21 protein-coding genes are annotated in these 21,621 nt (G+C 68.7%); 14 read left to right on the forward strand and 7 right to left on the reverse strand.

Annotated features, from left to right (window positions below):
* Positions 1–56 precede the first annotated feature (56 nt).
* Positions 57–1,319, reverse strand: coding sequence for a GNAT family N-acetyltransferase (locus LX13_RS18835; protein ID WP_253662869.1), 1,263 nt, complete (start codon positions 1,317–1,319; stop codon positions 57–59).
* A gap of 62 nt (positions 1,320–1,381) precedes the next feature.
* Between LX13_RS18835 and LX13_RS18840 the strand changes: the two genes are divergently transcribed.
* From LX13_RS18840 to LX13_RS18850, 3 genes are all read left to right on the forward strand, one after another.
* Positions 1,382–2,929 carry a carboxylesterase/lipase family protein gene (locus tag LX13_RS18840; RefSeq protein ID WP_253662870.1) on the forward strand — a complete coding sequence of 516 codons (1,548 nt, stop codon included), beginning with the start codon at positions 1,382–1,384 and terminating at the stop codon, positions 2,927–2,929.
* Between the two features lie 122 nt (positions 2,930–3,051).
* The gene (locus LX13_RS18845; protein WP_253662871.1) at positions 3,052–3,525 is read left to right on the forward strand and encodes an OsmC family protein; all 474 of its coding nucleotides are present in this window, start codon (positions 3,052–3,054) and stop codon (positions 3,523–3,525) included.
* A 65-nt stretch (positions 3,526–3,590) separates the two neighbouring features.
* On the forward strand, positions 3,591–7,112 hold the full coding sequence (locus LX13_RS18850; protein WP_253662872.1) for an ATP-binding cassette domain-containing protein: 3,522 nt from the start codon (positions 3,591–3,593) through the stop codon (positions 7,110–7,112).
* A 16-nt stretch (positions 7,113–7,128) separates the two neighbouring features.
* Here LX13_RS18850 and LX13_RS18855 read toward each other — a convergent pair whose 3' ends face one another.
* Positions 7,129–7,425: a DUF503 domain-containing protein gene (locus LX13_RS18855; protein WP_253662873.1), complete on the reverse strand. Its 297-nt coding sequence runs from the start codon at positions 7,423–7,425 to the stop codon at positions 7,129–7,131.
* Positions 7,426–7,476: 51 nt separating this feature from the next.
* On the opposite strand from LX13_RS18855, the gene LX13_RS18860 reads away from it, so the two are divergent.
* The 3 genes from LX13_RS18860 to LX13_RS18870 are packed head-to-tail and all read left to right on the forward strand — an operon-like array spanning position 7,477 to position 9,976.
* A complete protein-coding gene (locus LX13_RS18860) occupies positions 7,477–8,484 on the forward strand; it encodes an alcohol dehydrogenase catalytic domain-containing protein (RefSeq protein ID WP_253662874.1) in 1,008 nt (335 codons plus the stop codon).
* Between the two features lie 26 nt (positions 8,485–8,510).
* Entirely contained in the window at positions 8,511–8,813 is a 303-nt protein-coding gene (locus LX13_RS18865; RefSeq protein WP_253662875.1) for a Dabb family protein, read from the forward strand.
* Between the two features lie 5 nt (positions 8,814–8,818).
* A complete protein-coding gene (locus LX13_RS18870) occupies positions 8,819–9,976 on the forward strand; it encodes an endonuclease/exonuclease/phosphatase family protein (protein ID WP_253662876.1) in 1,158 nt (385 codons plus the stop codon).
* Between the two features lie 17 nt (positions 9,977–9,993).
* Here LX13_RS18870 and LX13_RS18875 read toward each other — a convergent pair whose 3' ends face one another.
* Positions 9,994–10,818 carry an SDR family oxidoreductase gene (locus LX13_RS18875; protein WP_253662877.1) on the reverse strand — a complete coding sequence of 275 codons (825 nt, stop codon included), beginning with the start codon at positions 10,816–10,818 and terminating at the stop codon, positions 9,994–9,996.
* Between the two features lie 162 nt (positions 10,819–10,980).
* On the opposite strand from LX13_RS18875, the gene LX13_RS18880 reads away from it, so the two are divergent.
* The 3 genes from LX13_RS18880 (at position 10,981) to LX13_RS18890 (ending at position 12,362) form a co-directional block, all read left to right on the forward strand.
* Complete coding sequence (locus LX13_RS18880) at positions 10,981–11,469, forward strand: phospholipase A2 (protein ID WP_253662878.1); 489 nt, start codon at positions 10,981–10,983, stop codon at positions 11,467–11,469.
* 221 nt (positions 11,470–11,690) lie between these two features.
* On the forward strand, positions 11,691–11,981 hold the full coding sequence (locus tag LX13_RS18885) for an excalibur calcium-binding domain-containing protein (protein WP_253662879.1): 291 nt from the start codon (positions 11,691–11,693) through the stop codon (positions 11,979–11,981).
* A gap of 33 nt (positions 11,982–12,014) precedes the next feature.
* A complete protein-coding gene (locus LX13_RS18890; RefSeq protein WP_253662880.1) occupies positions 12,015–12,362 on the forward strand; it encodes a VOC family protein in 348 nt (115 codons plus the stop codon).
* Here the strand turns inward: LX13_RS18890 and LX13_RS18895 are convergent.
* From LX13_RS18895 to LX13_RS18905, 3 genes are all read right to left on the reverse strand, one after another.
* Positions 12,359–13,102 carry an SDR family oxidoreductase gene (locus tag LX13_RS18895; protein ID WP_253662881.1) on the reverse strand — a complete coding sequence of 248 codons (744 nt, stop codon included), beginning with the start codon at positions 13,100–13,102 and terminating at the stop codon, positions 12,359–12,361. The genes LX13_RS18890 and LX13_RS18895 overlap by 4 nt on opposite strands.
* Positions 13,103–13,189: 87 nt before the next feature.
* Positions 13,190–14,074, reverse strand: a complete 885-nt coding sequence (locus LX13_RS18900) for an RNA polymerase sigma-70 factor (RefSeq protein WP_253662882.1) — start codon at positions 14,072–14,074, stop codon at positions 13,190–13,192.
* Positions 14,075–14,096: 22 nt separating this feature from the next.
* Positions 14,097–14,528, reverse strand: a complete 432-nt coding sequence (locus LX13_RS18905; RefSeq protein WP_253662883.1) for a VOC family protein — start codon at positions 14,526–14,528, stop codon at positions 14,097–14,099.
* Between the two features lie 33 nt (positions 14,529–14,561).
* On the opposite strand from LX13_RS18905, the gene LX13_RS18910 reads away from it, so the two are divergent.
* The 4 genes from LX13_RS18910 (at position 14,562) to LX13_RS18925 (ending at position 17,580) form a co-directional block, all read left to right on the forward strand.
* Complete coding sequence (locus tag LX13_RS18910; RefSeq protein WP_253662884.1) at positions 14,562–15,134, forward strand: mismatch-specific DNA-glycosylase; 573 nt, start codon at positions 14,562–14,564, stop codon at positions 15,132–15,134.
* Positions 15,131–15,709, forward strand: a complete 579-nt coding sequence (locus LX13_RS18915; protein WP_253662885.1) for a DUF1990 domain-containing protein — start codon at positions 15,131–15,133, stop codon at positions 15,707–15,709. The genes LX13_RS18910 and LX13_RS18915 overlap by 4 nt, the downstream gene beginning before the upstream one ends.
* 71 nt (positions 15,710–15,780) lie before the next feature.
* Complete coding sequence (locus tag LX13_RS18920; RefSeq protein WP_253662886.1) at positions 15,781–16,689, forward strand: alpha/beta hydrolase; 909 nt, start codon at positions 15,781–15,783, stop codon at positions 16,687–16,689.
* Between the two features lie 6 nt (positions 16,690–16,695).
* A complete protein-coding gene (locus tag LX13_RS18925) occupies positions 16,696–17,580 on the forward strand; it encodes a hypothetical protein (protein WP_253662887.1) in 885 nt (294 codons plus the stop codon).
* A 1-nt stretch (position 17,581) separates the two neighbouring features.
* Here the strand turns inward: LX13_RS18925 and LX13_RS18930 are convergent, their stop codons facing one another.
* The gene (locus tag LX13_RS18930; protein WP_253662888.1) at positions 17,582–19,081 is read right to left on the reverse strand and encodes a hypothetical protein; all 1,500 of its coding nucleotides are present in this window, start codon (positions 19,079–19,081) and stop codon (positions 17,582–17,584) included.
* Positions 19,082–19,147: 66 nt separating this feature from the next.
* On the opposite strand from LX13_RS18930, the gene secA2 reads away from it, so the two are divergent.
* Entirely contained in the window at positions 19,148–21,607 is a 2,460-nt protein-coding gene (gene secA2, locus LX13_RS18935; RefSeq protein WP_253662889.1) for an accessory Sec system translocase SecA2, read from the forward strand.
* Positions 21,608–21,621: the final 14 nt, after the last annotated feature.

Here is a 21,621-nt window from a genome sequence, read left to right on the forward strand (position 1 = left end):
TTCTTTCGCCAACCGTACGTCCAGGTCGGTGAACCCGATACTCGAGCGACCTCGACTCAGAAAGGCGTGATCGACGCGGGGGAGCCGGTGCACACCATCAGGCGGGCGAAGTCCTCGACGCGGTCTCCGCGGATGTACCCGGCCGCCGCGAGGGTCCGCACACCGACACCACCGATCAGTGCCGATCCCAACGCGGCGACATCCAGTGCGACATCGGCGTTGTCGTCGGAGTGATCGTCGATCCGCTCGACCACGCCCGTGCCGCCGGTCGCGGCGAGCCGATAGGTGCCCGCTGCGAAATCCTGCTCGTCGTGCACGCTCAACGTGATCTCGCCGTCGGTCAGGTAGCCCCGGGCGGTCAGGACCGCTGCAACATCGAGTACCCGCAGCCACAGGAAGTCGCGGCGGTTCTCGACTGTGTAGACGTCGGGTTCGGCGAGCGCGTAGCGGAGCGGGTCATCCACACGCGCACGGCGCTGCGTGATGGTCCGGATGAGGTCGGAGTGGCCGAGGAAGTCCCACAGCGCCACGCCTACAGCGGGGTTCGGTGCAACGAAGTCACGGATCTCGGCGGTGCCGTCCTCCTCGAGGAGCTTGTAGGCGACCGCGCCATCGCACCGGTTGTCGTCGTCGACATGCAGGGCGTACCTGAAGCCCGGCAGCGGCTTTCCGGTCACCTGGTCCAGGCCGGCGAGCACGTCGTCTGCGGCCGGGCCCCGGTCGACCGACCCGGGTGTGCGCTGGTGGTAGTCGTCGAACAGTGCACGTACCCGATCCAGATAGACGTCGCGATCGACCATCTCGACGCGTCCGGTCGGTGGAGTCGTGACCCGGAACGACGCGTCGGTCCGCACGCGGATCTGGTTGGCCTGTACCGCGGGACCGAATCCGAACCGTCGATAGATACCCGACTCGCTGACCGTCAGCGCGGCCAGCGGCATCCCGCGCTGAGCTGCCTCGGTCAAGTCGGTGGTCATCAGCTGACGGAGCAGTCCCCGCCTGCGATGCGAGGTGCGGGTGGTGACGTCGCTGATCGCGTTCGCGGGCAACAGGGTTCCGCCGACGTTGACGGTCGTGTCCCAGCTCCCCAGCGTCGCCACCGGCACCCGGTCGTCGCGCAGGCCCCCGGTCCGTGGGTCGTGGACGCCACGCATCCGAGCGTCCTGGTCGACGAACGCGGCGAGCCACCGTGCGATGCCCTCGTCGCTGTACTCCGGTTCGTTGAAGCCGAGCACCACGGCTCGGATCCACGTGAGGGTCGGTTCCTCGTCGGCCGGAACGCGTGACCGGGCCTGATGTGTTCGGAGTTCGGTCGTCATCCTGCCGACGTTAAGGCGTCGTCAACGTCGGACGCCACCGGTTTAGGAGGCAGTATGAGGAGATGACGTCGGATCGAACTGTGGTCGAGACCAGCAACGGACCGGTACGCGGAACCGATGACGGACGGACCCGCGTGTGGAAGGGGATCCGCTTCGCGGCCCCGCCGATCGGCGAACTGCGCTGGCGCGCACCGATCCCGCCGGAACCGTGGACCGACATCGCCGACGCCACCCGATTCGGCGCCGTCGCGCCGCAGCCCGACATCCCCGTCATCGACCTCGGCCCGGACGTCACCAAGGACGAGGACTGCCTGACCCTCAACGTCTCCGCCGCCTCGGCGACGAGCGTCGACGACCCCAGACCGGTCATGGTCTGGATCCACGGCGGCGCCTACATCCTCGGATCGACGACACAACCGCTCTATGACGCCGCGGCGATGGTCGAGCGAGGCGACGTCGTGGTCGTCACCGTCAACTACCGGTTGGGTGCATTCGGGTTCCTCGACCTGTCCGGTTTCGGAACCGACGAACACCCCTTCGACTCGAATCTCGCACTGCGCGATGTGATCCTGGCCCTGCAGTGGGTGCGCGACAACATAGCAGCGTTCGGCGGCGACCCCGCTCAGGTCACGGTGTTCGGCGAGTCCGCAGGGGGCGGCATGGTCACCACCCTGATGACCGTCCCGTCGGCGGCGGGGCTGTTCCACCGCGCGATCGCGCAGAGCTCGCCCGCCACGTCGGTCTACGACGGCGCGCGGGCTCGGCGAATCGCCGAGATGTTCCTCGACGACATCGGCATCGCGCCGGACGACATCGGCCGCCTGCGCGCCGTGCCCACCGACGCCGTCGCCAAGGCCACGTTCCGGCTGTTCGACGAAATCCCCACGAGCGCCCCGGGGACACTCGCGTTCGCGCCGGTCGTCGACCGCGACCTCGTGCCCGACTACCCCCTCGACGTGTTCCGTACCGGGAACGCGCATCCCGTGCCACTGCTGATCGGGACCAACAAGGACGAGGCGGCGCTGTTCAAGCTGATGAAGTCGCCGCTGATCCCCATCACGCCCGATGCCATCCGGGCAATGTTCGCGCAGATCGCGGTCGAACGACCCGAGCTCGCGATCCCGCACGAGGCCGACATCCTCGCCGCCTACGCCGGGGTCCGGCGCAAGGGCAAGGGGATGGCGGTGGCCCGCGACATCGGTTTCCGGATGCCGACGGTCTGGTTGGCCGAGGGGCACAGTGCGATCGCGCCGGTGTTCCTCTACCGGTTCGACTGGGCGACGCCGCTGTTCCGACTCCTGCGCGTCGGCGCCACCCACGCGACGGAGTTGCCGTACGTGTTCGGCAACCTGGTCAGCGGGCGCAAGGACATCACCTTCAAACTCGGCGGTCTGACGACGGGCAAGGCCGTGTCGGCACGAATGCAGCGACGGTGGCTGAACTTCGCGGTCAGCGGTGCCCCCAACGGCGTCCCGAACGCCCCGGTGTGGCGGCCCTACGACTCCGACGACCGCGCGAGCCTGGTCATCGATGGGAACGACCGCGCGGTGCACGACCTCGACCGAGAACTGCGTACCGCATGGGGTGACGACGTCCTCAGTTTCCCGTGACCGGGATCAGCAGGCCGGTGTTCCCCGGCGCACGGTTCGGATCGGGCTGAACGGAATGGTGCCTCGAGGTCGCGTACCCGGAACACTGATTACGTATCCCAAATCGACATGAGGAGTCCGTTGTGACATCGACCATCCGTGCAAGCGTCGTCCCGTTCGTGATCGAGGCGGAGGGCACCGGCGTCGCCCAGACGCTCGTCTCGCAGGGTGACAACAAGCACGAGTTCCACACCGATGCCTACCCCGCGTTCGGCGGCAAGGACGAGGCGCCGAGCCCGCTGTTCTACGCGCTCGGTGCACTCACGTCGTGCAACCAGGTCACCGCGGCGCTCGTCGCCAAGGACCTGGGCATCACTCTGGGCAAGTTCACCTTCACCATCCAGGGGGATCTCGACACCCTGGTCCTGGTCAAGGGCGAGGAGGGCAACTCGAACTTCGAGAAGGTGACGGTCGACGCCACCGTCGAGACCGACGCCACCGAGGAGCAGTTCGGCACGTTCGTGTCCGAGGTCGAGCGTCGCTGCCCCGTGACCCAGCTGTTCGTCCGCAGTGGTCTGGAGTTCCACAACAACTGGAAGCGCAACGAGCTGGCCTGATCTCCCGATCGGCACCCGCAAAAAGCAGGTGCCGATGTCAGTGGTGGTGCGTAGCGTCTCTAACAATGACCACCACGACATCGCGACCGTCCACGACAGCGCCCACGCCCCGCGTGGGCGCTGTCGTCGTGCCTGCGCAGACTGTGGACTGGCGGCGTCTGCGCAGGCCCGCCGCGGGTGTCGCGCTCGTCGCGTTGGCGATCGCCGCGATCCTGCAGTCCATCGGCACGGTGATCATCGGACGGGTCGCGGCGAACCCGGCCGGCGCCACCATCGTGCTGTTGGCCGCCTGTCTCGTCGGCTACGCGCTCCTCGACACCGCCGGTCGCACCGTGTGGGCGGCCATCACCGACCGTGCGGAGGGCCGACTCCGCGACGACCTGCTCACCGCCGCACTGCACCAACCGCTGGAGCGGCTGTCCGAGCAGGCCGTCGGTGAGGTGCTCGACCGGGTCGACGACGACACCCACGAAGTCGGGACGCTGGTGCGTCTGCAGGTGTGGGACGCCATGCGCACGGTCTTCTCGACCCTGCCGATGTGGATTGTTGCCGGTCTGACGTGGTGGCCGGCCTGGATCATCTTCCCCGTCCTCGGCCCACTCGCGATCGTGGTGATCCGTCCCCTGTTGCGTGAGCTGCGGGACCGCAAGGTCGCCGAGGAGATCGCGTGGACCGATCACGCGGCCGCGATGGAAGAGGGCATCGCCGCCCGAGACGACATGCGCACCAGCCTCGGCCAGGCGTACCTACTGCGCCGGGTCGCGGAGATCTCCGGCACCATCCAGGACCGTTTCCGGGCAGTCATCGCCGTGGAGTCGCGCATCGCCATCCGCTGCGGTGGACTGCTGCACGCGCTGCTCGGTGGTGTCGTCGTCGCGGGGGTGGCTCTCGTCGCCGACAACGACCTCGACGTCGCCAGCCTGGTCACGCTGTTCCTCGTCAGCTCCGGCCTGATCGGCCAGATAAACCAACTCGCACGTCACCTCCCCGAACTGCAGGCGGGCATGGGTGCGATCATCCGACTGAGACAGCTCGTCGGCACCGACCCCGAACCCGTTGGTGGACAATCCATCCCCGGCGGGCCCGTCGACATCGTGCTTCGCGATCTGCGCTTCGCCTACGCCGAAGGTGTGTTCGCGCTCGACGGCATCGACTTGACCGTGCCTGCGGGCAGCACGTGCGCCCTCGTCGGACGGACCGGATCGGGCAAGTCGACGCTCGCGTCGCTGGTCTCCCGCGCGGTCGACCCCGAGCCCGGATCGTTGTTCGTCGGTGGGGTCGACGTCCTCGACCTCGACCTGCACCAGTTGAGGGCGTCGGTCGGCGTGGTGACCCAGCGGACCGAGATCCTCGCGGGCACGTTGGCGGAGAACATCGCACTGTTCGCGCCGCTGCCGCGATCGCGTCTGCAGGACGCGGTCGATGAACTGGACCTCACCGCGTGGGTGGACGGTCTGCCCGACGGGCTCGACACGGTTCTCGGCCCCGGCGGGACCACCTTGTCGGCAGGCGAGGAGCAGCTCGTCGCGTTCGCACGGTTGCTCGTCCGTGACGTCCGCGTGGTGATCCTCGACGAGGCCACGGCGCGGATGGACCCGCTCACCGAGGCGCGCGTGGTCCGTGCCGCGGACCGGCTGCTCGCCGACCGCACCGGCATCCTCATCGCCCACCGGCTCTCCACCGTGACCCGCGCCGACCACGTCGCGGTGCTCGAACGTGGCCACATCATCGACCAGGGGCCTCGTACCGAACTCGAGTCCCGCCCCGGACCGTTCCGCCGGCTCCTCGACGCCGCCGGAACCGACGCGGTCGAACGGTCTGCGCTACACAAGGAATCGAGTATGGACGGGGCCATCGGCGGAATCCGGCGCCAGGGCCCGCCGCCCGAGGTCGTCGATGTCGGTGACGGGCCGAGCCTGACCCGCGGCATCGCGCACATCATCCGAGTCCATCCGACGTGGGGGCTCGTCGGGTGCGCGTTGTTCGCCGTGAACGCCGTCCTCGGCGCGACCGGGGCACTGACCGGTTACGTCTGGGGTCACGTCGTGCAGAACCTGCAACGCGGCGAGACGCCGGTGACGCTGACCGTCTCGCTGGTGATCGTGCTGCTGGCCAACCCGATCACCCTCGCGGCGGCGATCCGACGATTCCTGCCCTGGTGGTCTGCGGCATCGCTGCGGATCCGGATGACCGTGCTCGAGGCGCAGACCCGGCAGCACGGGTTGCCGCGGACACCGCCCGGCGAGGTGATGTCGCGGGTCCTCGACTCCGATCGCTTCCTGCGCTACTCCGACCGCTGGATCGACGTCACCAACGGGCTCTTTGTCGTCGTGACCGCCGCCGTTCTCGGCGGCAGTGTCCTGGCCGGCGCCATCCTGCTCGCGGTGATGATCGCCGCGGCCGCAGCGTCGGTGGTCGGTAGGCCCATCGCCGGACGGTCGGCCGCGGCCGCGTCGGCCACCCGGGCCCACTTCGGGCGGTCGTTGGTGTCGTCGCTGGAGAGCGTGCGCACCGTGAAGCTCGCCGCCGCCACCGACGACGTGCACGCACACCTCCGGGGTGTCGACGGCGGACGCGTCGACGCGGCGGTCCGCGAGCACCGTGTGCAGTCGGTGCTCATCGGTGTGCCGGTGGTCATGGTCCAACTCGGCGTCGTCGCCGCGTGGGTGGTATACCTCCTCGACGGCTGGGACCTCGCGACGGCACTGCTGGTGTCAGGCGCGGTCGGTGGCTTCGACTACTTCGGTCGGGTCGCCGGAGCGGTCATCACCGAGGCGCCGGGAACCCGGTCCTGGCAGAAGGCGACGAGCCGCTTCGCCGGTGGCGCCGACCTCATGGACATCCCGCCGGGCGTCGACCTGTGGGCCGGAAGCGCGCCCCGTCCGGTGCCGACTCCACGCACCCCGTTGCAGCGCCTCGAACTACGTGACGTGGCCGCCGTGCACGACGACGGCACTCGCGGTGTGTCCGGCGTCGACCTCACCGTCGAGGCGGGGGAGCTCGTGCTGCTCCTCGGCCAGGTGGGTTCCGGCAAATCCAGCCTCCTGGCGAGCCTGTGCGGCCTGGTGGGCCACACCGGCGTCATCCGGTGGAACGACGTCGACATCGCCGACGCCCAGACGTTCCTCCGGCCGGGTCAGGTCGCCCACGTGGCGCAGGTTCCCCGGGTGCTGTCGGGCACGTTCGCCGACAACGTCCGCCTCGACCACGACCGGGCGATCGAGCGTGCGGTGGCCGACGCCCGCCTCGAGTCCGACGTGGCCGCGGCAGGCGGTGTCGACTCGGTCGTCGGGCACCGCGGCGTCCGACTGTCCGGCGGTCAGGTACAGCGACTAGCCCTCGCCCGCGCGCTGGCGATCGAACCCGAACTGCTTCTCGCCGACGACGTCTCGAGCGCGCTCGACGCGACGACCGAGGTCGAACTGTGGGCCGGTCTGCGTGCCCGCGGCATCACGGTGCTGGGGTCGACGTCCAAGCGAGCGGCCCTCGAACAGGCCGATCGGGTCGTGGTGCTGGTCGACGGTGCGGTCGTCGCGACCGGCCCCTGGACCTGTCTGTCGGACGCGTGGGGACATCTGGCGGGCTAGACCACGTCCGGGCGGATCAGACCTCGTCCGCGCGGATGATTCGTCGCCGTACCGACACCAGGTGCACCTCGGGTCGGCTGGCGCCGTGCCGCTCGAGACGGTCGATCACGTCGGTGACGTGCACGCGGTCGGCGCTGACCACCGACGCGCCGATTCCGGCACGCCGGTGCAGGTCGGTGTGATCGACCTCCGCGGCCGAGACCGAGAACTTGCGGGTCATCTCCGAGACGATCGGTCGTACCAGGGAACGTTTCTCCTTCAGCGAGTGCACGTCTCCCAACAGGAAGTCGAACTCGATCCACCCAATCCACATCGCGGCAATGCTACGTGCAGGTCGGTCGGCGACACAGAGCACAATGAGCCCGTGCGAGCCGTGGTGTACGAGACGTTCGGATCGGTGATGTCGGTGCGCGACATCGCCGAGCCCTCCTGCCCTGCGCACGGGGTGGTGGTGGCGGTGGCCGCGACCGGTCTGTGTCGCAGCGACTGGCACGGCTGGCAGGGGCACGATCCCGACATCCCGCTGCCGAACGTGCCCGGTCACGAACTCGCCGGGACCGTCGTCGAGGTCGGGCCAGAGGTCCGTGGGTGGGCGGTCGGCGCGCGCGTCACCGTGCCGTTCGTCTGCGCCTGCGGCGACTGCGGACCGTGTCGGCGCGGTGATCAACAGGTGTGCGAGCGTCAGACCCAACCCGGGTTCACCCACCAGGGCTCGTTCGCCGAGCGCGTCGCTCTCGACCACGCGGACGTGAACCTTGTCGCGCTGCCCGACGATGTCGACTTCGACACCGCTGCCGGCCTCGGCTGCCGTTTCGCGACCGCCTACCGGGCGGTGACCCAGGTGGCGAACGTGCAGCCGGGGGAGTCGGTCGCCGTGCACGGCTGCGGTGGCGTCGGACTCTCGGCGGTCATGATCGCCGCCGCGCGTGGGGCCACGGTCGTCGCCATCGACCCGTCCCCGGCCAGTCGCGATCTGGCGATGTCGCTCGGTGCGACGCGCAGCGCACCCTCGGCGGAGGATCTGAACGACATGGATGTGTCCATCGACGCGTTCGGTGCCGCCTCGACGATGTGGGCGTCCATCGCGTGTCTGCGCCCCCGCGGTCGGCACGTACAGGTCGGGTTGCTCGGCGACGACGTGGCTCCGGCGGTCCCGATGGGGCTCGTCATCGCACGCGAGCTGCAACTGCTGGGCAGTCACGGCATGGCCGCCCACACCTACCCGGCGATGCTCGCCGAGATCGCCGCGGGAACCCTGGCGCCGCAGGCCCTGCTGCGCGACGCCATCGACCTCGACCACGCGCCCGCACGATTGATGGCGCTCGGGGATCCCGGCGCCGGCGTCGGAGGGGTCACCGTCGTCCATCCCTGAAACCGGACTACGGGATGATCGACGACATGATTCGCAATGTGGTGATGGGTCGCCTTCGTGACCGGGGTCCCGAGGGACGAGCCGACGACCGGGCCGAACTCGAGGCGGGGCTGGCAGGCATCGCCGCTCTGACGTTGCCGGGGCTTGTCGCCAACCACGTCGGTTTCGACGCCGGACTCCGCGACGGCGGATGGGACTTCGCCATCACCAACGACTGGCAGGACGTCGACGCCTACCGTGGCTACGACGTCGATCCAGAGCACAACGCCCACCGGAAACGGATCGTCGACGTGTGCGATCAGGTTGCTCGCGTCCAGTTCGAGATCTGACCGCGATGGCCCTCACCGTCGACGTCACCGTCCACACCATCCGCCGACTCCCGATCGCCGGCGGACCGATGCTGCCCCGGCTCGACCTCGACGATCACCGACCGGGGTTGATCGACCTGATCGGCTCGACGATCCGTGACCGCAGCTTGCTGATCCTGGTAGGCGCGGTGCTCGGTGCGATCATCGGCACGTTCACCTCCGCCGGCGTGGTCGCGGCGACGTTGCTGGGTGCGGCAGCCGGATTCGCGGTGGGCATGGTCCGATCGCAGGCGATCGGACTCAGCCTCGGCCCCTACCGCGCCGACCACGTCGAGACGCCGGAGGTTCTCGGCGAGACCCTGCGGGTGTTGGAGTACAACGTGCACGGCGGGATGGGTGGCCCCGGGAAGTTCTTCGCGACACCGCGCACCCTCGACCATCTCGCGGCGACCATCCGAGCCGCCGAGGCCGACATCGTCCTGCTGCAGGAACTCGATGACTTCGCGTTGCGCTCGACGATGACCGACACCCTCGGGCAGCTGGTGAAGCGCCTGCACCCCACGAGTGCGGTGATGACCCCCGCCGCGGAGAAGGTCTATGGGCGCAGAGAGGGCACCGGCATCCTCACGTTCAGCGGCATCACGATCAGCGACGCGCGCGGTCTTCGGATCCCGGACGCGTTCGGCGAGAAGACGTCTCGGCGATTCCGGTCGGCGGTGGCGATGTGGTCGGGGATCGTCTCGGGATGGTTCGGCCGTCGACGTCGCATGTTCGCCTCGAGCACCGAGTATCAGCCGCGCGCTGTCACCGATGCCCTGATCTGCACCCCGACTGGCAACCGGATCCGGGTGCTGTCCGGGCATTTCAGCTCGCCGCACGACGGTGTCGACGAGCCCGTCCGTCAGGTCGCGCCGATGCTCGAGACCGTCCCGGCGTGGTCCGGACCCACGATCGTCGGGGCCGACTTCAACGTGCGTGACGGCTCGGCCGAGTTCGACCGTGAGCACGAGATGTTCACCGAGGTCGAGTTGTCGGAGGCGACCGCCGGAGCACCGCCCAACAGCGACCGGGTCTATGCGTCCGCGCACTTCGATGCGCTCCGCCCGCAGAAGTTGCCGCCCCCGGACGGCGAACCACCGGCAAGTGATCACTCGCCGGTGGTCGTCGAACTACGCCTGCGCTGAGGCGTCGGTGGGATTTCTCAGCCCTGGGCCTCGAGGGCCACGTCCTGCCACTGCTCCCAGTTCTTGATGCGGCTCTCGTAGTCCGCCTTCGCGATTCCGAGCGGCGCCTCGCCGAAGAACACCCGCAGCGGCGGCTTCTCGGCGTCGATCACCTTGAGCAGCGCACGTGCCGACGCGGTCGGATCGCCCGGTGTACCGCTGCGCTTCTTGCGGCCCTCCTGCGCGGCTTTGTGCGCGTCGGCATAGGCGTCGAGTTCGGTTGCGTGCTTGGCCGACGGTCCGCTCCAGTCGGTGCTGAACCCGCCCGGCTCGATGAGAGTGACGTGGATGCCGAAGTCCTCCACCTCCTGGGCGAGCGACTGCGAGAAGCCTTCCAGCGCCCATTTCGACGCGTGGTAGAGACCGACCAGCGGGAACGCGCTGATGCCGCCGATGGACGACACCTGCAGGATGTGTCCGCTCTTCTGCTCGCGCATGAAGGGCAGCGCCGCTTGGGTGATCCACAGGGCGCCGAAGACGTTCGTCTCCAGCTGGTCGCGGGCCTCGGCCTCGCTGACCTCTTCGACGAACCCGAACAGTCCGTAACCGGCGTTGTTGATGACGATGTCGAGGCGACCGAAGGTGTCGTGCGCCTTCTTGACCGCGGCGAAGTCAGCATCGCGGTCGGTCACGTCGAGCTCGATCGGCAGCAGTGCGTCGCCGTACTTCGCGGTGAGATCGTCGAGCTTCGAGGTGTCACGCGCGGTGGCCGCGACCTTGTCACCTCGTTCGAGTGCGGCGATTGCCCACTCGCGTCCGAACCCGCGGGACGTACCGGTGATGAACCACACTTTTCCGCTCATGATCGCAGCCTTCCAGTCTGATGGTGCCGAGAAGCGGCACACCCTCGCTGCAACGAGGCGCGTCAGCATCGCCATTCCCGAACGCGATCAAGTCGTTCGCAATTCACACGGAATTCGCCCAATCCGGATACCGGCGTCACGGCCAGGTGATTACCTCCGGTAATGAATCGAATACGCGCCGCCGTCGTGACCCTCGCCCTGCTGGTGATCGCCGTTCTCGGCAACCAGGCGACCGCATCGGCCACCCCGACCGAGAAGTACCCGATCGACCCCGCGGCGCAGGCGGCGTCGCAGGTGTACCCCGGACCGCCGGTCTCCGCGCAGTCGCGATCGACCTCGGCGGCGGCGTTCGTCGGGATCCCGAGCAACTACGTCTACAACACGAACCTGGCGCCCGTTGCGCGGCATGACTACTGCACGTCGTCGCCGGACAGCTACTTCGCGGCCGACTTCCGCGGACCGTGCGCCCGCCACGACCTCTGCTACGACCGCGCCGACGCCTCGGGCAGCAACTACACGGCCTGCAACTCGGCCCTGCGCAACGACCTGAAGACCAACTGCGCCTACGCCTACGGCGCGGGCACCGCGTTGACCACCTGCAACGCCACGGCCGACATCTATTGGGCTGCGGTGACCGCTGCGCACCTGTAGTACGAACAGGCGCTGGCGTCGCGAACGCCCAGGCATTGACGATGACGGATATGTTCTTTTCGAAACTTAGCAAGGCCGTCGCCGTGGCCGCTCTGGGCGTCGCGTTGGGTCTTGGATCCGCCGCATGCGGGTCATCGGACCCCGGTGACTCAAGCGGCTCGTCGAGTTCGACTTCCGTAATGTCAACGACGGAATCGTCATCGAGTGAGACCTCGACATCGATGGACTCAACCACCGTCGAGCCGACTGCGGAGCCCACGACGACCACTGTCGACACGCCGGACTACACACCACCGCCGGAACCGAGATACACGCCGACGCCGACGCCGACGCCTGAGTACACCCCGCCGCCCGCGGCAGAGGCTCCGGATGCCGGCGGTGCGGGAGCGCCCGTGTACGCGAACTGCGCCGCAGTTCGCGCGGCCGGTGCGGCACCTATCCGGGAGGGCGACCCCGGATATAGCCTCGACCTCGATCGAGATGGAGACGGAGTTGCGTGTGAGACCGGTTAAATCTCAAAGCCCAGTTCGGAGCGCTTGGTCGGCATGACAGTCATGCGTGTGATGCCAGTGGTCACCGTCACCGATCTGCCGTCGGCGGTTGCCGAGCACGCGGCGGTCCTGGGGCTGGAGGTGGTGATGGACCACGGCTGGATCGCGACCCTGGCCGACGCGGACCACCGTGTCCAGCTGAGCCTCATGACCGTCGATCAGACCGCGCCGTGCAACCCGTCGGTGTCGATCGAGGTGTCCGACGTCGACGCGAGATATCAGGCGGCACTCGACGCGTCGCTGGAGATCGTGCACCCGCTGAGCGATGAGAAGTGGGGCGTGCGCCGGTTCTTCTACCGCGACACCGCGGGCACCGTCGTCAACGTGCTCACGCACCTCTAGCCCCGCGGCAGCCACTCCCGGAAGCGGGTCGTGAGGACCTCGGAACCGTCGCCGGGCAGCAGGATCGCACCCTCGAGACGGGCGCCGAAGTAGCGCGCATCGTCGTCGGTGACCACGTCGCGGGTGTCGCCGTAGCTCGCCAGACCGATCCGGACGAGTTCATCGAGACCGAACTCCTCCGGACCGGCGATCTCCACCGTCGCGTTGCGGGGGGCCTCGACGGTGAACCGTGCCAGCGCGGTCGCGACGTCGTCGCCGGCCATGGGCTGGATCGACGCGGGGGACAGGCGCACGACACCGTCGACGGTCGAGGCGTCGGCGATGCTGCGGACGAACTCGAAGAACTGAGTCGCATGCACGATCGTGAACGGCGCCCCGGATTCCCGGATCAGTTTCTCCTGGGCGATCTTGGCCCGGAAGTAGCCGCTCTCGGCGAGCCGGTCGGTGCCGACCACCGACAGCGCGACGTGATGGCGCACTCCTGCCTCCTTCTCGGCGGCGAGGAGGTTGGTCGTCGAGGTGGTGAAGAAGTCCAGGACCGCGTCGTCGGCGAACGACGGCGAGTTCGACACGTCGACCACCACGGTCGCCTCGGCGAGGGCGTCGGCCAGTCCTTCGCCGGTCAGCGTGTTCACCCCGGTGTTCGGTGACGCGGCGACGGTCTCGTGACCCGCGGCTCGCAGCGCCGCGGTGAGCTTGGTGCCGATGAGTCCGGTTCCGCCGATGATGACGATCTTCATGAGATGCCCCTGGTGTCGGTCGCGGCTCCGATGTCCGCGATCACCATGGACGACAGGGCACCGTCGCAACCTGTGACATCGACCAGGTCAGGGCGTTGCCGCGAACCCGGACAGTTTCGTCGGGTTCATCTGCCAGAGCACGGTGTCGATGACCGCATCCGACACCGCCACCGAGATCACCGCGCAGACGACGTCGCCGCGGGCCACCACCACGGCCGGCTGCCCGTTGGCGTGCACCGGCGTCACGGTGGTGCCGGCCCAGAACCGGTCGGCGAAGGCGCGCACGAACTTCGCGACCCTGTCCCGTCCGACCACCGGGAACTTCGAGGCCCGCACCACGCCACCGCCGTCGGAGCGACTCACGACGTCCTCGGCGAGCAACGACTCGAGCCGAGCCAGGTCGCCGACGCGGGCAGCGGCGATGAACGCGTCGAGAAGTCGACTCTGATCCGCGCTGTCCACCGGGATGCGCTCGGCCGTGTGCAGATGCGTTCGGGCCCGGCTCACCAGTTGCCGGGTCGCGGGCTCGGTCGTGCCCACGATGTCGGCTATCCGGGAGTAGGGGTAGTCGAAGGTCTCGCGCAGGACGTAGGCGGCCCGTTCACGTGGTGTGAGCGTCTCGAGGAGCAGGAGCACCGCGACGCTCGTCCCCGCCCGGTTCTCCGCTCCGATCGACGGATCCGCGTGGGTGTCGACCGGATCCGGAAGCCATGGCCCGACGTAGGTCTCCCGGGTACGCCGAGCGCTCGTCGCGGCGTTGATGGACAGACGCGTGGTGATCGTGGTGAGGAACGCATCGGGGTTACGGATCGAATTCTGCTCGGCCGAATGCCATTTCAGCCACGTGTCCTGCACGATGTCCTCGGCCTCGGACACGCTGCCCAGCATGCGGTAGGCGATGCCGAACAGACGGGGACGTGCAGCGGTGAACACGGCGACCGACCCGTCGAGATCGGTCGCATCGGTGGCCATGGGTGACCGTAGCAAGGAGGCGTCAGCCGAAAACGACCGTTCCGTCGGCCTCGACCCGCCACCCCGGATTGTGCGCGATCTCCCAGATCACACCGTTGGGGTCGGCGACGTGGGCGTGGAAGATGCCGCCGAAGGCACCGTCCTGGGGAGGCTTGAGGATGGTGGCGCCGGCCGCGGCCATCTGATCGACGACGGCGATCACCTCGTCGCGGCTGTCGACGTTGTTGGCGATCGTCACCCCGGACACGGTCGACCCGTTGCCCGCTCCGGCGAGATCGGATTCGAAGCTGTCGGCGTCGAACAAGCCGAGGAGCAGCCCGGGGGCGACCTGGAAGAAGAGGATCTCGCCGGGGACGTCGAGAAGTGGTTCCCACCCGAGTCCGGCGCAGTAGAACGACCGCGCTTCGTCGAGGTCGGGGGTGGCGAACGTGATGAAACTGACCTGCTGCTTCATCGCGCGAAGTCTACGAGCTGATCTACTCCGACGATGAGGTTCACGCAGTCCGAGCTGGCCGCCTACCGCGGCGCCGTGGTCGACGACCTGATCGGCGACAACTGTCGACTGCTGTTCGTGGGGATCAACCCCAGCCTGTGGACCGCGGCGACGGGCGCACACTTCGCCCGGCCCGGCAACCGGTTCTATCCCGCGCTGTACCGCGCGGGCATCCTCGACCGGTTGATCGACGCGTCGAACGGGTACGCCGTCGCCGACCGGGAGATGTTGTTGCGACGCGGAATCGGCATCACCAACCTCGCCCCGAGAGCGACGGCCCGTGCCGACGAGCTGACGCCGGACGAACTGCGGGACGGCACGCAGCGGTTGCTCGACACGGTGCGTACCGTCGCACCGCGCGTGGTCGCGGTCGCCGGGATCACTGCCTATCGCACGGCCTTCCGTCGACCCAAGGCCGTCACGGGGGAGCAGGACGAGCAACTCGCGGGTGCGCCGCTGTGGATCGTCCCCAATCCCAGCGGACTCAACGCCCACGACACCGTCGACTCCCTGGCCGCCGCCTACCGCAGGGTCGGACAGGCGGCGGGGATTCTCGACGCCGCATGACGCCGCTACCGTCGGGTATGCGCACCGATGCCGTCACCCAGCTCGATCCGACCACAGCCTCCGAACTGCGCGCGAGCGGCTACACGTACTTCGAGGTCGGTGCGACCCGCGGTGAGATGCCCTCGGGCTATCACCATCAGCGACGCGAGACCGTGATCGGCAACGGGCGGGACCGTTTCGTCCAGTGCGCGCGCGCCGTGATGACCTGGCAGGTACAACTGCGCGCCGGTATCGCCGTCGCGACCTCCGACGAGACGGTCGCGGAGGGCACCGTGGCCCGGCTGGCTCTCGGCGTCGGACCCATCCGCATCCACGCGCCGGCCCGGGTGGTCTATGTGTTCGACGAACCCCGCCATGCCGGCTTTGCCTACGGAACCCTGCCGGGCCACCCGGAGCTCGGGGAGGAGCTGTTCGCCGTCGAGCACCGCGATGACGACTCCGTCGTGTTCGGGGTCGCGGCGTTCTCCCGGTCGGGGAGTCGTCTGACCACCGTGGCCGGCCCACTCGGACCGCTGGCGCAGAAGATCGTCGCCGGTCGCTATCTGCGCGGGATGGCGTCGCTGCCGCAGCCCTGATCCGACCGCAGGGGGCACCCGAGGGGTGCGAACGGTCACTCCGATTCGGGCCGACCCGCATAATTGCCCGCATGACACATACGCGTGAGGATGTCGGATTCAGTTCGGGGACGGATCGCTGCGCGGCGTGGCTTTACCGTCCGGACACCGACGACTCCATCGACGAGTCGTCCGATCGACCGATCGTCGTGCTCGGCCACGGTCTCGGCGCGGTCAAGGAGATGCGTCTCGATGCTTTCGCCGAGCGATTCGTAGACGCCGGTTACGCCGCCCTGGTGTTCGACTACCGGCATTTCGGGGACAGTGAGGGGTCACCGCGACAGCTCCTCGACATCAAGAAGCAACGCGCCGACTGGCATGCGGCGATCGCTCACGCGCGGTCGCTGCCGGGCATCGACCCCGACCGCGTCGCCATCTTCGGGTCGTCGTTCGGTGGGGGACACGTACTGGCGGTCGCGGCGGAGGACCACCGCGTCGCCGCGGTCATCTCCCAGTGCCCGTTCACCGACGGGATCGCGTCGTCGAAGACCCAGGGGCTCGGAGCGTCGATGCGGTTGAGCGTGCTTGCGTTCCGGGACCTGTTCGCGGCCGTCACCCACCGGTCGCGGGTGCTCGTTCCGCTCGCCGGGCATCCCGGCGAGACAGCGCTGATGAACGCGCCGGACGTGATGGACGGCTACCTCGGCATCGTCCCGGACGGGATGGAGTTCTCCAACGCGGTGACCGCGAGCTTCGGGTTGTCGGTACCGCTCGAACGTCCCGGGCGCCGTGTCCGCGACATCACCGCGCCGGTGCTGTTCGGGGTCTGCGACAACGACACCGTCGCGCCGGCCGGACCGACACTGAAGTACGCCGCGCAGGCGCGTCACGGGACCGTCAAGCGGTACCCGGTCGGACATTTCGACATCTACGTCGGCGAACCGTTCGAGCAGGCCATCGCCGACTACGTCGACTTCCTCGACGAGCAGCTCGCGGTCTGACCCGCCGTGTCCGCGCCGTTGTCGGTCACCGCACGCACCGAGTACCTCGGCGTCGGGCATCGGGTCGCCGCGGCGACAGCGGTGGCGTTGCTGGCCGTCGGTGTGATCGCGTTGGTGATCCTGCGAGCCGTCGGCGTCGATTCGGCCCTGGTGGTCGGTGTCGTGGCCGGCGCGATCGCGGGCAGCGTCGCCGTCGCTGCGATCGGTCGGCAACTGAGCCGCGGCGCGGTCATCCTGACCGTCGACGACGAGTGGATCTATCTGGGCAACGAGGACGTCACCATCGAGGAGATCGCGGTACGTCGCCTCCGATCGGTCGTCCCCGGCGGCGCGGTCGCGACATCGACCTCGTCGATGCGCGGCTCCTCGGCCCGTCGGCTGACGGTGAAGGGGTGCGGCTATCTGCAGCTCGAGGTCGCCCGTCTCGACACCGCGCCCGGCGCCGACGAGGTGGTGGACCGGTGGCAGGTGGCGGTCATGGGGTCCGATCCCGCCGCGCAGGAGGTCGCCGCTCGACTCGTCGCGCTCGTACCGCGCCGTCGCGTCGTGGAGACACCCGCCGCGGCGACGGGTCCGCGGATGGCTCGTGTCGCCGACGCGGGCACCGATGAAGCGGCGCAACGCCTCTGGGAAGCCGCGACCCGTATGCACGACGCGGTGATGTCGGAATACGCACCCTACGAACTCGACACCGACCTCGCGCTGCGATCACCCACCGTCACCGACGTGACACGTCCCGCCGTCCAACGGTTCCAGGAGTCCATGGACGCCGCCGAGGCGCTGCGCACCGACAGGTTTCCCGACGACCGCGACTATGCGGACCGGTATCAACGATCGGTCTTCGTGCTCCGTGAGGCATGGCACCGGTGTCTCACCGACTCCGCCGACTGAACTAGCTGGTCCCGGCTCGTAGGAATTCGCCGGACAGGGCGTAGGTGCCCACCGATCGGTTCGACGGGCCGACCGCGGCGAAGATGACCGGGCCGTAGTCGTCGTCGGAACGGCCCTGCGTGACCTGCAGATCGAAGGCCGTCCGGTCGAACGTGTCGACCCCGCCTCGTCGCATCGCGTCGTCGCGGATGCGGGCGAACGTGGCCGCGGACAGCTGATCGAACGACGCAGCGCCCCGGGGCAGCCGACCCGCCTTGTTCTCGTAGGGCGGGCTGTCGGAGGTCGGGAACTCGCCGGGCCGCACGACGATCGACCCGGTCGTGGTCTCGGTCGAATAGTCGATCAGCACGCCACCGGAGTTCTGGATGGAGCCGGCGCGCATGATCGGCGTCCCCTGCCGTGTCCCGCGGATCTCGAAGCGGGTGAGAACCGGCGCCGTCGTCGGCAGCCGGGCCCCGCGGATCGCGTCGGCGGCGATACGCATCGACACCGAGAGGTCGCCGGGGTCGAACGACTCGGCGACCTCGCCGGTCAGGAGCGCCTGCACCGTCCGCCTGTCGAAGACGCTGGGGCCCACGGTGCCGGTGGCCAGCGGCGCCGCGCCCGCGGTCGGGCGTTTGATGTCGAGCCCGAGGAGTTTGCCGTCGCCGGCGACCATGGCCGAGGCGGCTGCGGAGAAGTCGAACCGATCCAGATCCGTCAGCGCGAACGCGTCCGCGCTGCGCGATCGGGTCTCACGTGGCGGTTGATCGCGCCACCCGTTCGAGCTGCGGTACGCCGACACCACCTGGCCGGTGTCGGGGAGGAACACATCGACACTGTCGCTGCCGCTCTCGGACAGGCGGATCTGCAGGATGTTCTGCGCCGCGGCCGGTGCCATGGTCCTCGCGTGCCGTACCGCCGAGGTCAGCTGACCGGCGGTGACGCGGTCCGTCGACCCCCTGTCCGACTCGGACCCGACGCCCGACGATGCGTCGACGTCTACACGCCACACCGATGCGGGCACCAGGACGAGCAGCACGACCAGCACCGCGACCGTGGCGGCCGGGTAGATCAGGGCGTGCCTGCCGGGAACGTCGTCGAACTCGGGGGTGCCCGGTTCGCGAGGTGGGACCAGATCGTCGGGAAGCTCTACGTGCGGGGAGTCGAGCAGGGCGGTCACGTCCGACCGCGTCATGGAGGCGAGCCAGCGAGCCTCGTAGGGGGTGTCGTCGGCCGGCGACACCGTCGCGCTGACCAGGCACGGTTGCCGATCGAGGTCGCCGAGGGTGCTGCGCGTGAGCGCCTGAACCTGCGCCCCGACCCCTGGCTCGGCCTGCGTCCACACCGGGAGTTCGCTGACCCGACTCGGACGGGGCGCGATCACGACACCGGTGACGATGAGGGGCACGCCGACGATCAGGGCCATCAGCCAGCCGTTGTTCGCGCCGAGACCGATTCCGCACGCGACGAGGGCGCCCGCGCCGACAGCGCGGAGGACGAAGATTGCCCGCCGACTCATCCGCGTACGGTAGATCACGCTGACCGGCGGACACGCCGGTTCGACGACAGTGAGGAGTTCGGCGCGGTGGGAAAGCTCTCGAACAGGATGTGGCGCGCTCTGGGTGCGCAATCGTCGCGGAATCAGTCGAAGTCGATCACCTTGATCAAGGAATCGACCGAACACGACTCGTGGGCCGCCGGGTTGGCCGACTCCGAGTTCGCGGCTGCCGCCGAGAAGCTCGACATCACCGACCCCGCCGGCACCGACCGCGCGAAGTTCCTGGCACTCGCCCGCGAGGCCGGCGAGCGCACCCTCGACATGCGCCCCTTCGACGTGCAGCTGCAGGGCGCCCTCCGGCTGCTCGAGGCCGACGTCGTCGAGATGGCCACCGGTGAGGGCAAGACGCTCGCCGGTGCTATCGCCGCGATCGGCTACGTCCTGCAGGGTCACCGCGTGCACGTCATCTCGGTCAACGACTACCTCGCCACCCGCGACGCGAACCAGATGAAGCCGCTGTTCACGCTGTTCGACATCACCACCGGATTCGTCTCCGAGGCGTCGACCCGCGCCGAGCGCAAGGCCGCATATGACGCCGACATCACCTACGGCTCGGTCAACGAGGTCGGGTTCGACGTCCTGCGCGACCAGCTCGTCACCCATGCCGATGAGCTCGTCTCGCCCCGACCGGACGTCGCGATCATCGACGAGGCGGACTCGGTACTGGTCGACGAGGCGTTGGTCCCGTTGATCCTGGCCGGTGCGACCACGGGCGAGGTGCCGGACAAGCCGATCCACGACGCCGTCGGCAAGCTCAAGCGCAACCACTACGAGATCGACACCGACGGCCGCAACGTCTTCCTCACCGACGAGGGCGCGGAGTTCATCGAGGCCGAGCTCGGCGGCATCAACCTCTACGACGAGGAGCACGTCGGCACCACCCTCGTGCACGTCAACATCGCCATGCACGCGCACATCCTGACCGAGCGCGACGTGCATTACATCGTCCGTGACGGCGGGGTCCACCTGATCAACGCGTCACGCGGCCGCGTCGCTCAGCTGCAGCGCTGGCCCGACGGCCTGCAGGCCGCGGTCGAGCTCAAAGAAGGTCTGGCGCAGACCGATTCCGGTGAGGTCATCGACACGATGACCGTCCAGGCTCTGATCGGCCGCTACCCGACGGTGTGTGGCATGACCGGTACCGCGCTCGCGGCGGGCGAGCAGTTCCGCCAGTTCTACGAGCTCGCGGTCTCGCAGATCCCGCAGAACACCGACAACGTCCGCGTCGACGAGGCCGACCGCGTCTACGACAGCAAGGCCAACAAGGCCGAGGCCGTCGTGGCGTTCGTCAAGGAGATCCACGAGACCGGTCAGCCCGTTCTCATCGGTACCCACGACGTGGCCGAGTCCGAGGAGCTCGAGTACCTACTCGACCGGGCCGGTGTGAAAGCAGTTGTGCTGAACGCGAAGAACGACGCCGAGGAGGCGTCGATCATCGCCGAGGCCGGTGCGCTCGACGCTGTCACCGTGTCGACGCAGATGGCCGGTCGCGGTACCGACATCAAGCTCGGTGGGTCCCGTGGCGAGAAGGACGGCAAGTCCACCGGCGCCCGCGACCAGATCGTCGAGCTCGGCGGCCTCTGCGTCGTCGGCACGGGTCGCCACGACACCGAACGCCTCGACAACCAGCTGCGCGGACGCGCGGGCCGCCAGGGCGATCCCGGCCGTTCGGTGTTCTTCTCCAGCCTCGAGGACCCGGTGGTCACCCGGAACCTGTCGTTCAAGCGTGACCCGGAGTCCGAATCCGAGGACGGCTCGATGGGCGCCAAGGGGATCGAGCTCATCGAACAGGCCCAGCGCGTCGCCGAGGGCATCATGCTCGAGCTGCACGCGAACACCTGGCGCTACAACAAGCTGGTCAACCAGCAGCGCGACATCGTGGTCAAACGCCGCATGGAGGTGCTGACCACCGAGATCGCCCTCGACGAACTGCGCAAGAGTGATTCGGAGCGTTACGCCGAGCTCACCGGTACCTCCATCGAGAAGGCGGCGGGCGCCGCCGACGCCGACGCACCGAACGATGCGATGTCGGCCACCGACCCCGACTCGGGCGACGCCGCCGAGGTGACCATCACCAAAGCCGCGGTCGCCACCGAGGATCGGGCCCCGGCCGAGCCGGTGCCGCACGACGTGCTGGTCCAGGCGGCGCGCGAGATCGCGCTCTACCACCTCGACCGCGCGTGGGCTGATCACCTGGCGTTCGTCGCCGACGTCCGCGCCAGCATCCACCTGCGGTCCATCGGCAGGCAGAGCCCGCTCGACGAGTTCCACAAGCTGATCCTCGACGAGTTCGGTCGGCTGCCCGGCGAGGCGGTGGAGAACGCGCGGAAGACGTTCCGCGAGGCCACGATCACCGCCGACGGTGTCGACCTCGAGGGTGCCGACCTGCGTCGTACCACCACCACGTGGACCTACATGGTCCACGACAACCCGTTCGCGGGCGGCGGCGCGAAGACGCTGCAGGGCATCATCGGCATCTTCCGCTGACACCGGAGTCCTGT

It is taken from the genome of Williamsia maris (assembly GCF_024171815.1).
Lineage (GTDB): Bacteria > Actinomycetota > Actinomycetes > Mycobacteriales > Mycobacteriaceae > Williamsia_A > Williamsia_A maris.

Excerpts from the sequence above, each read along its gene's own strand:
- LX13_RS18835 (WP_253662869.1), bottom strand. The coding sequence starts at position 1,319 with ATGACGACCGAACTCCGAACACATCAGGCCCGGTCACGCGTTCCGGCC.
- LX13_RS18840 (WP_253662870.1), top strand. The coding sequence starts at position 1,382 with ATGACGTCGGATCGAACTGTGGTCGAGACCAGCAACGGACCGGTACGC.
- LX13_RS18850 (WP_253662872.1), top strand. The coding sequence starts at position 3,591 with ATGACCACCACGACATCGCGACCGTCCACGACAGCGCCCACGCCCCGC.
- LX13_RS18855 (WP_253662873.1), bottom strand. The coding sequence starts at position 7,425 with ATGTGGATTGGGTGGATCGAGTTCGACTTCCTGTTGGGAGACGTGCAC.
- LX13_RS18865 (WP_253662875.1), top strand. The coding sequence starts at position 8,511 with ATGATTCGCAATGTGGTGATGGGTCGCCTTCGTGACCGGGGTCCCGAG.
- LX13_RS18870 (WP_253662876.1), top strand. The coding sequence starts at position 8,819 with ATGGCCCTCACCGTCGACGTCACCGTCCACACCATCCGCCGACTCCCG.
- LX13_RS18875 (WP_253662877.1), bottom strand. The coding sequence starts at position 10,818 with ATGAGCGGAAAAGTGTGGTTCATCACCGGTACGTCCCGCGGGTTCGGA.
- LX13_RS18880 (WP_253662878.1), top strand. The coding sequence starts at position 10,981 with ATGAATCGAATACGCGCCGCCGTCGTGACCCTCGCCCTGCTGGTGATC.
- LX13_RS18885 (WP_253662879.1), top strand. The coding sequence starts at position 11,691 with ATGGACTCAACCACCGTCGAGCCGACTGCGGAGCCCACGACGACCACT.
- LX13_RS18890 (WP_253662880.1), top strand. The coding sequence starts at position 12,015 with ATGACAGTCATGCGTGTGATGCCAGTGGTCACCGTCACCGATCTGCCG.
- LX13_RS18895 (WP_253662881.1), bottom strand. The coding sequence starts at position 13,102 with ATGAAGATCGTCATCATCGGCGGAACCGGACTCATCGGCACCAAGCTC.
- LX13_RS18900 (WP_253662882.1), bottom strand. The coding sequence starts at position 14,074 with ATGGCCACCGATGCGACCGATCTCGACGGGTCGGTCGCCGTGTTCACC.
- LX13_RS18905 (WP_253662883.1), bottom strand. The coding sequence starts at position 14,528 with ATGAAGCAGCAGGTCAGTTTCATCACGTTCGCCACCCCCGACCTCGAC.
- LX13_RS18910 (WP_253662884.1), top strand. The coding sequence starts at position 14,562 with ATGAGGTTCACGCAGTCCGAGCTGGCCGCCTACCGCGGCGCCGTGGTC.
- LX13_RS18915 (WP_253662885.1), top strand. The coding sequence starts at position 15,131 with ATGACGCCGCTACCGTCGGGTATGCGCACCGATGCCGTCACCCAGCTC.
- LX13_RS18920 (WP_253662886.1), top strand. The coding sequence starts at position 15,781 with ATGACACATACGCGTGAGGATGTCGGATTCAGTTCGGGGACGGATCGC.
- LX13_RS18930 (WP_253662888.1), bottom strand. The coding sequence starts at position 19,081 with ATGAGTCGGCGGGCAATCTTCGTCCTCCGCGCTGTCGGCGCGGGCGCC.